Source organism: Albidovulum sp. (assembly GCF_008933605.1).
Lineage (GTDB): Bacteria > Pseudomonadota > Alphaproteobacteria > Rhodobacterales > Rhodobacteraceae > Albidovulum.
Genome location: NZ_WBUS01000152.1, coordinates 1 through 7,454, shown reverse-complemented (window position 1 = coordinate 7,454; position 7,454 = coordinate 1). Strand labels below are relative to the sequence as shown.

Here is a 7,454-nt window from a genome sequence, read left to right as displayed (position 1 = left end):
GGACGAAGGACCCCGCCGCGCCATCCCGGCTCGCCGCCCGGTCGACGCAGTAGCCCGCGGGGCCGGTGGCCGTCACCGCGCCGCCGGCAAGAGCGATGGCGCGTGGGGCGGAGCCCGTGGGCGACATTCCCTCGACACAGGCCGAAAGCGCGAGCGCGGAGAGAAGTGCGGCCGCCCTACTGGTCCATGTAGACATGCAGCTCGGCCTTGGCGCCCGGATGCGTCACGGCCCCCTGGCGGGCGCCGCCGACGAGCCGGGCGTATTTCCAGAGCGCGCCCGTCGCATACTGCGTCGGCCGCGGACCCTTCCATTCGCCCTTGCGTTTCGCCAGTTCCTCGTCGCTGAGCGCGACCGACAATTCGCCGGTAATGGCGTTGAGCGTGATCATGTCGCCGTCCCGCAAGAGCGCGATCGGCCCGCCATGCGCGGCCTCTGGGCCGACATGGCCCACGCAGAAACCGCGCGTCGCGCCCGAGAAGCGACCGTCGGTGATCAGCGCCACCTTCTTGCCCATGCCTTGACCCGACAGCGCCGCCGTGGTCGCCAGCATCTCGCGCATCCCCGGCCCGCCCGCCGGACCTTCGTTGCGGATGACGAGCACCTCGCCTTCCTTGTAGGCGCGGGCCTTGACCGCCTCGAAGGCGTCCTCCTCGCATTCGAAGACGCGGGCGGGGCCGGTGAAGGCCTGTTCCTCGGGCGTCATGCCTGCCACCTTCACGATGGCTCCGTCGGGGGCGAGGTTGCCCTTGAGCCCGACGACCCCGCCGGTGGGCGTGATCGGCTTCGCGGCGGGGTAGATCACGCGGCCATCGGCCTCGCGCGTGATGCGGTCAAGCTCCTCACCCATGGTGCGGCCCGAGGCCGTCAGGCAATCCTCGTGGATCAGACCGCTCTTTCTCAGCTCCTTCATCACCACCGGCACGCCACCCGCCTCGTAAAGGTCCTTGGCGACATATTTGCCACCCGGCTTCAGGTCGACGAAATAGGGCGTGTCGTGGAAGATGTCGGTCACGTCGAAGAGGTCGAAGTCGATCCCCGCCTCATGCGCGATGGCGGGCAGGTGCAGGCCCGCGTTGGTCGAGCCGCCGGTGCAGGCGACCACGCGCGCGGCATTCTCCAGCGCCTTGCGCGTCACCACGTCGCGGGCGCGGATGTTCTTCTCGATCAGCGTCATCACCGCCTCGCCCGAGGCCATGCCGTATTCGTCGCGGCTCTCGTAGGGCGCAGGCGCGCCCGAGGAGTTGAGAAGCGCGAGTCCGATCGCCTCGCTGACGCAGGCCATGGTGTTCGCGGTGAACTGGCCGCCGCAGGCGCCCGCGCTCGGGCAGGCGACGCGCTCCAGGACCGCAAGCTCCGCGTCGGAGTAGTTGCCCGCCTGGTGCTTGCCGACGGCCTCGAACACGTCCTGCACGGTCACGTCCTGGCCGTTCAGCCGGCCGGGAAGGATCGAGCCCCCGTAGATGAAGACCGACGGCACGTTGAGCCGCACCATCGCCATCATCATCCCGGGCAGCGACTTGTCGCAGCCGGCAAGACCCACGAGCGCGTCATAGCAATGCCCGCGCATCGTCAGCTCGACCGTGTCGGCGATCGCGTCGCGCGAGGCGAGCGACGATCGCATCCCCTCGTGGCCCATGGCGATGCCGTCCGTCACCGTGATCGTCGTGAACTCGCGCGGGGTGCCGCCACCGACCTTCACGCCCTGCTTCACGGCCTGCGCCTGGCGGTTCAGCGCGATGTTGCACGGCGCCGCCTCGTTCCAGCAGGTCGCCACGCCAACCCACGGCTGATGGATCTCCTCCTCGGAAATCCCCATCGCGTAGAAGTAGGACCGATGCGGCGCGCGGGCCGGGCCTTCGGTCACATGGCGGCTGGGCAGTTTCGACTTGTCGAAGTGGCGGTTCTTCATGGGCGTGCCTCGCGTCAACCGGATTGCCCTGCAATAGGCGAGGGGCGCGCGGGACACAAGCGCGCGAAGCCTCGATCCGGGCGGCATCGGCCGGATTGCCGCGCCCGCCCGGGACGGCTAGCGTCGGCGCCACGATGAGCCCGCGCCCCGTTCCCGCCTATGCCCCCCACGACGCCTTTGCCGCCCCTGCCCGGCGGAGGCGCGAACTCTGGCGGCTCTTTCCGGCCGGCGCGCTGATCGGCGCGATCTATCTCGGCCTCCTCTTCCTCCTTGGCACCTATCTGACGCAGACCTACGGACCGCTCATCGCCGCGGCGCTCCTGCACCGGATGGCGCTGGGCGACTCGCCGGGCGTCATGCTCCTGCTCCTCTGGACGTTCCTCGGCATGGCCGCGGGGCCGATCGTCGCGGTGCGGCTCATCCACGGGCGCGCCGCGGGCACCCTCTTCGGTCCCTCGCCGCGCCGCGTGCTGGCCGACTTCCGCACCGTCGCGCTCCCGGTCATCGCCATGCACGTCCTGCTCCTACCCCTCGTGCTCGGTTCCGCGGATATCCGGCCCGGACTGAGCCTTGCCGCCTTCCTAGGCTACCTCCCGTTCGCGCTCCCGGGTCTTCTCATCCAGACGGGCGCCGAGGAGATCCTGTTCCGCGGCTACCTGCAGCAGCAGCTTGCCGCCCGCTTCGCCCGCCCCTTGGTCTGGATGGGCCTTCCCTCGGCGCTCTTTGCCCTTGGCCACTACCTGCCCGCCGACTATGGCGCGAACGCCTGGGCCGTGGCGCTCTGGGCGGGCGTCTTCGGCCTCCTTGCGGCCGACCTCACCGCGCGGACGGGCTCGCTCGGCGCCGCCCTCGGGCTCCACTTCGCCAACAATGTCTCTGCCGTGCTGCTCGTCGGGATCGCGGGCGAGCTGGACGGGCTCGCGCTCTGGTCCCGCACCATCGACCTTGCCGACCCCGGCATGATCGGCCCGGCGCTCGCCGTCGATTTCGCGGTCATGCTCATCTCCTGGCTCATCGCCCGCATCGCCCTGCGCGTCTGATTGCATTTCCGCCGCCCCCGGCTTATCTCAGGGCGCATCCGCCGCAGGCTGAGGCCGCCGGGGGGTCGCCGCGACAGAGGGCAGGAACCGATGAACTGGATCACCAACTACGTCCGGCCGACGATCAACTCGCTCTTCTCGCGCCGCGAGGTGCCCGACAATCTCTGGACCAAGTGCCCGGAGTGCGGGACGATGCTGTTTCACCGGGAACTCGCCGACAACCTGCAGGTCTGCACCAACTGCGACCATCACCTGGCCATCACCCCGCGCGAGCGCTTCGCGGCCCTCTTCGATGGCGGGGTTTTCGCCGAGGTGAAGGTGCCCGAGCCCATCGCCGACCCCCTGCACTTCCGCGACCAGAAGAAATACCCCGACCGCCTGAAGGCCGCGCAGAAGGCCACCGGCGAGAAGGAGGCGATGCTGGTCGCCGAGGGCGAGATGAATCGCACTTCCATCGTCGCCGCCGCGCAGGACTTCGCCTTCATGGGCGGGTCGATGTCGATGTATGTGGGCAATGCCGTCATCGCCGGGGCGGAACGGGCGGTGAAGCTGAAGCGGCCCTTCGTCCTCTTCTCCGCCGCCGGCGGCGCGCGGATGCAGGAAGGCATCCTCGGCCTGATGCAGATGCCGCGCACCACCATTGCCGTGCAGATGCTGAAGGAGGCGCGACTGCCCTACATCGTCGTGCTGACGCATCCGACCACGGGGGGCGTGACGGCCTCCTACGCGATGCTGGGCGACGTGCAACTGGCCGAGCCCAACGCGCTCATCGGCTTCGCGGGCGCGCGCGTGATCGAACAGACGATCCGCGAGAAGCTGCCCGAGGGGTTCCAGCGGTCGGAATACCTGCTCGACCACGGGATGCTCGACCGCGTGACCCACCGCAAGGCGCTGAAGGACGAGTTGACCGCGATCCTCAGGATGCTGACGCGGCAATCCCCGGCAGTGAAGGGCGACCTGCCGAAGCCCGAGGCCGTGAAGGCCGAGGCGAAGTAGGCCCCGCCGCGATCCCGATGAGGTCCCGCATGTCCGAGGGTTCCGATCTGATCCTCGCCCGGATGATGGCGTTGCATCCGAAGATCATCGACCTCACGCTCGACCGCGTGTGGCGGCTTCTTGCCGCGCTCGGCCACCCCGAACGCACGCTGCCGCCGGTGATCCACATCGCCGGCACCAACGGCAAGGGCTCGACCCAGGCGATGATCCGCGCCGGGCTGGAGGCGATGGGGGACAAGGTTCACGCCTATACCTCGCCACACCTCGCGCGGTTCCACGAACGCATCCGGCTTGCCGGGGACCTGATCTCGGAAGACTACCTTTCGGAAATTCTCGAGGAATGTGAAGAAGCAAACGCGGGCATCCCGATCACCTATTTCGAGATCACGACCTGTGCCGCACTCCTCGCATTCGCGCGGACGGCGGCCGACTGGACGCTTCTCGAGGTCGGGCTGGGCGGGCGGCTCGACGCCACCAACGTCGTGGAAAAGCCCCGGCTGACAGTCATTACGCCAGTCTCCATCGACCACCAGCAGTACCTTGGCGAGACCCTGCCGGAAATCGCCGGCGAGAAGGCCGGCATCCTCAAGCGCGGCGTGCCCTGCGTCGTCGGCCCGCAGGAGGACGCCGCGCTCGAGGTGATCGAGGCGAAGGCCGCGAAGCTCGTCGCCCCGCTTCTCGTCCACGGCCAGCACTGGACCGCCTGGGAGGAACGCGGGCGGCTGATCTTCCAGGACGAGACGGGCCTTCTCGACCTGCCCTTGCCGAACCTGCCGGGGCCGCACCAGATCGACAACGCCGGCGCCGCGCTCGCCGCGCTGCGCCACCTCGGCGCCACCGAGGCCGCCTGCGAGGCGTCGGTGACCAAGGCATACTGGCCCGCCCGCATGCAGCGCCTGACGCAGGGGCCGCTGGTCGAGGCGGCGGGCGTCTGCGAGCTCTGGCTCGACGGCGGGCACAACCCGGCCGGGGGCGTGGCGGTGGCGTCGACACTCGCCCGGATGGCACCGAAGCCCACCCATCTGGTGCTGGGGATGCTCAACACCAAGGACATCGCCGGCTACCTCCGCCCCGTCGCGGCGCAGGCCAGGACACTGACCGCCGTCTCGATCCCCGGCGAGGCCAACACGCTTTCGGCCGAGGAGACGCAGGCGGCCGCCGCGAAGGCCGGGATCGAGGCCGGGACCGCCGAAAGCGTCCTCGCCGCCGTGACCCGCATTGCCGCGAAGGATCCCGGGGCGCGCATCCTCATCTGCGGCTCGCTCTACCTCGCGGGCGGCGTCCTGCGCGAGAACGGCTGACTTCGCTTCAACCGCGTCCTGATGCCGCCATCCCCCTCGCCCCGCACGGCGGCTGTGCGTTAGGCGCGCTTTCGCATGCCGGGTCTTCCGGCTAGAAGCGGCGCGAAGACACCGGAGCCCCGCAATGACCCTCGAACTCGCCCTCGACACCTTCGGCGACGTCAGCCTCGACGCCGAGGGGCGGATGAAGCCGCAGGACGCGGTGATCCGCGATGTCGTGGATCAGGCCGTGCTCGCGGATGAGGTCGGGGTCGATTTCATCGGCCTCGGCGAGCACCACCGCGACGATTTCGCGATCTCCTCGCCCGAGGTGATCCTCGGCGCCATCGCCGCGCGGACCTCCCGCATCCGGCTGGGCACCGCCGTGACGGTGCTCTCCTCCGACGACCCGATCCGGCTCTTCCAGCGCTTCTCCACGCTCCACGCGCTCTCGGACGGCCGGGGGGAAGTGATCCTCGGCCGCGGCTCCTTCACCGAGAGCTTTCCGCTCTTCGGCTACGACCTCAAGGACTACGAGACGCTCTTCAACGAAAAGCTCGACCTCTTCACCAGGCTCCTGCGGGGTCCGAAGGTGTCGTGGAGCGGCACCACGCGGCCGCCACTCCGCAATCAAGCCGTGTTCCCCACGCTCGCCCGGCCGATGCGGGCCTGGATCGGCGTTGGCGGCACTCCCGAATCGGTCATGCGCGCGGTCCATTACGACCTGCCCATGATCCTGGCGATCATCGGCGGCCCGGCGGCCCGCTTCCGCCCCTTCGCCGATCTCTACCGCCGCGCGGCCGACCAGGCGGGTCAGGCGGACCGGCCCATCGGCGTGCATTCCCCGGGCCATGTCGCCGAGACCGACGCGCAGGCGAAGGAGGAACTCTGGCCGCATTACAAGCGCCTTCTCGACCGGATCGGGCGCGAGCGCGGCTGGTCCCCTGTGAGCCGCGACCATTTCGAGGCCGAGGCGGCGCTGGGCGCGCTCTATGTCGGCTCGCCCGAGACGGTGGCGCGCAAGATCGCAGCCACGGTGAAGGCGCTGGGGCTGTCGCGGTTCGAGCTGAAATACGCCTCGGGCCCGATGCCGCATGACCAGCTCATGCGCTCCATCGAGCTTTACGGATCGCGCGTCGCCCCCCTCGTCCGCGACATGCTCGCCTGAGCCTCAGCCGGCGGCCCGCAGGATGCCGACCAGGTCCGACGCCGACAGGTCGGCCGGATTCGCCTTCATCGAGGAGGCGCCGCACGCGGCCTCGGCCACGGCCGCATGATCGGCGGGCGAGAGCCCGAGCGCCGCGAGCCGCGGCAGGCCCGCGTCGTGCATCCATTCTTCGAGCGCGCCCAACCCGTCCGTGGCGTCGAAGGCCGCGCCGATCCATCCCGTCACCTCGGCCATCCGGGCGGAGGGTGCGCGGGCCGCGTTCGCGCGCAGCACATGCGGCAGGAGCGCGCCGCAGATCGCGCCATGCGCCGCGCCGGTCGTCCCGCCGATGACGCCTGCGAGCCCGTGCACCGCGCCGAGTCCGGCATTGGCGAGCGCGAGCCCGCCCGAGAGGCTGACCCAGGCCATCGCGTCCCGTGCGCCCGCGTCCTCGGCCGCCATCAGCCGGCGGAGCGCCGCAAGGCCCATCGGGATCGCGGCCTGGCAGAGCGCGTCGGTGTAGGGATTGGCTCGGGTCGAGACATAGGGCTCGATCACCTGCACGACGGCATCGAGACCCGATGCGAGCGTCACGGCCTTCGGGCAGAAGTCGGTGAGCGAGGGATCGACCACGGCAAGTTTCGCGATCATCCGGTCGTCGCGAAGCGAGACCTTGCGCCGGTGCTCGGGCACGTCGATGACCGCGTTCTTGGTGACCTCGGCGCCGGTTCCCGCGGTCGTCGGGATCGCGACGAAGGGCACGGGCGCGCGTTGAAGCGGCAGGCCGTGGCCGACGACCTCAAGGTGATCCAGCGCGCCTCCCGGTGCGGGCGCCAGCGCCGCCACCGCCTTGCCGAGGTCGATCGCCGCGCCCCCGCCGAGGGCAATCACCACCTCGGCCTGCCGGGCGAGCGTCACGGCTGCCTCCAGCATGGCGAGCGTCGGCTCCCGCGGGCTGGCATGCGCCGTGACCGAAAGGCCCTCTGCGCGCAACCCCGCCACCAGCCAATCCGCCCGCGCCGCGTCGCGGCCGTGCACGACAAGGGCGGTTCGGCCCAGCGCGGCGATCTCGGGCAGCGCC

At 70.2% G+C, this 7,454-nt stretch carries 6 protein-coding genes; 4 read left to right on the top strand and 2 right to left on the bottom strand.

The features are described 5' to 3' along the window. Positions 1-176 precede the first annotated feature (176 nt). Positions 177-1,910 (bottom strand): dihydroxy-acid dehydratase, encoded by a 1,734-nt coding sequence (gene ilvD, locus F9K34_RS15535; RefSeq protein WP_291338033.1) that lies wholly within the window; start codon positions 1,908-1,910, stop codon positions 177-179. Between the two features lie 134 nt (positions 1,911-2,044). On the opposite strand from ilvD, the gene F9K34_RS15530 reads away from it, so the two are divergent. The 4 genes from F9K34_RS15530 (at position 2,045) to F9K34_RS15515 (ending at position 6,394) form a co-directional block, all read left to right on the top strand. Next, positions 2,045-2,950, top strand: coding sequence for a CPBP family intramembrane glutamic endopeptidase (locus F9K34_RS15530; RefSeq protein WP_291338032.1), 906 nt, complete (start codon positions 2,045-2,047; stop codon positions 2,948-2,950). A 90-nt stretch (positions 2,951-3,040) separates the two neighbouring features. Continuing rightward, a complete protein-coding gene (accD, locus tag F9K34_RS15525; RefSeq protein WP_291338031.1) occupies positions 3,041-3,946 on the top strand; it encodes an acetyl-CoA carboxylase, carboxyltransferase subunit beta in 906 nt (301 codons plus the stop codon). 29 nt (positions 3,947-3,975) lie between these two features. Further along, positions 3,976-5,247, top strand: a complete 1,272-nt coding sequence (locus F9K34_RS15520) for a bifunctional folylpolyglutamate synthase/dihydrofolate synthase (RefSeq protein WP_291338030.1) — start codon at positions 3,976-3,978, stop codon at positions 5,245-5,247. A 124-nt stretch (positions 5,248-5,371) separates the two neighbouring features. Then, positions 5,372-6,394, top strand: a complete 1,023-nt coding sequence (locus F9K34_RS15515; protein WP_291338029.1) for an LLM class flavin-dependent oxidoreductase — start codon at positions 5,372-5,374, stop codon at positions 6,392-6,394. A gap of 3 nt (positions 6,395-6,397) precedes the next feature. Here F9K34_RS15515 and F9K34_RS15510 read toward each other — a convergent pair whose 3' ends face one another. Next, a complete protein-coding gene (locus tag F9K34_RS15510) occupies positions 6,398-7,450 on the bottom strand; it encodes an iron-containing alcohol dehydrogenase (protein ID WP_436405754.1) in 1,053 nt (350 codons plus the stop codon). Between the last annotated feature and the right edge of the window lie 4 nt (positions 7,451-7,454).

What these genes read in the sequence shown, in the direction of transcription:
- ilvD (WP_291338033.1), bottom strand. Translation starts at nt 1,910, where the DNA reads ATGAAGAACCGCCACTTCGACAAGTCGAAACTGCCCAGCCGCCATGTG.
- F9K34_RS15515 (WP_291338029.1), top strand. Translation starts at nt 5,372, where the DNA reads ATGACCCTCGAACTCGCCCTCGACACCTTCGGCGACGTCAGCCTCGAC.
- F9K34_RS15520 (WP_291338030.1), top strand. Translation starts at nt 3,976, where the DNA reads ATGTCCGAGGGTTCCGATCTGATCCTCGCCCGGATGATGGCGTTGCAT.
- accD (WP_291338031.1), top strand. Translation starts at nt 3,041, where the DNA reads ATGAACTGGATCACCAACTACGTCCGGCCGACGATCAACTCGCTCTTC.
- F9K34_RS15530 (WP_291338032.1), top strand. Translation starts at nt 2,045, where the DNA reads ATGAGCCCGCGCCCCGTTCCCGCCTATGCCCCCCACGACGCCTTTGCC.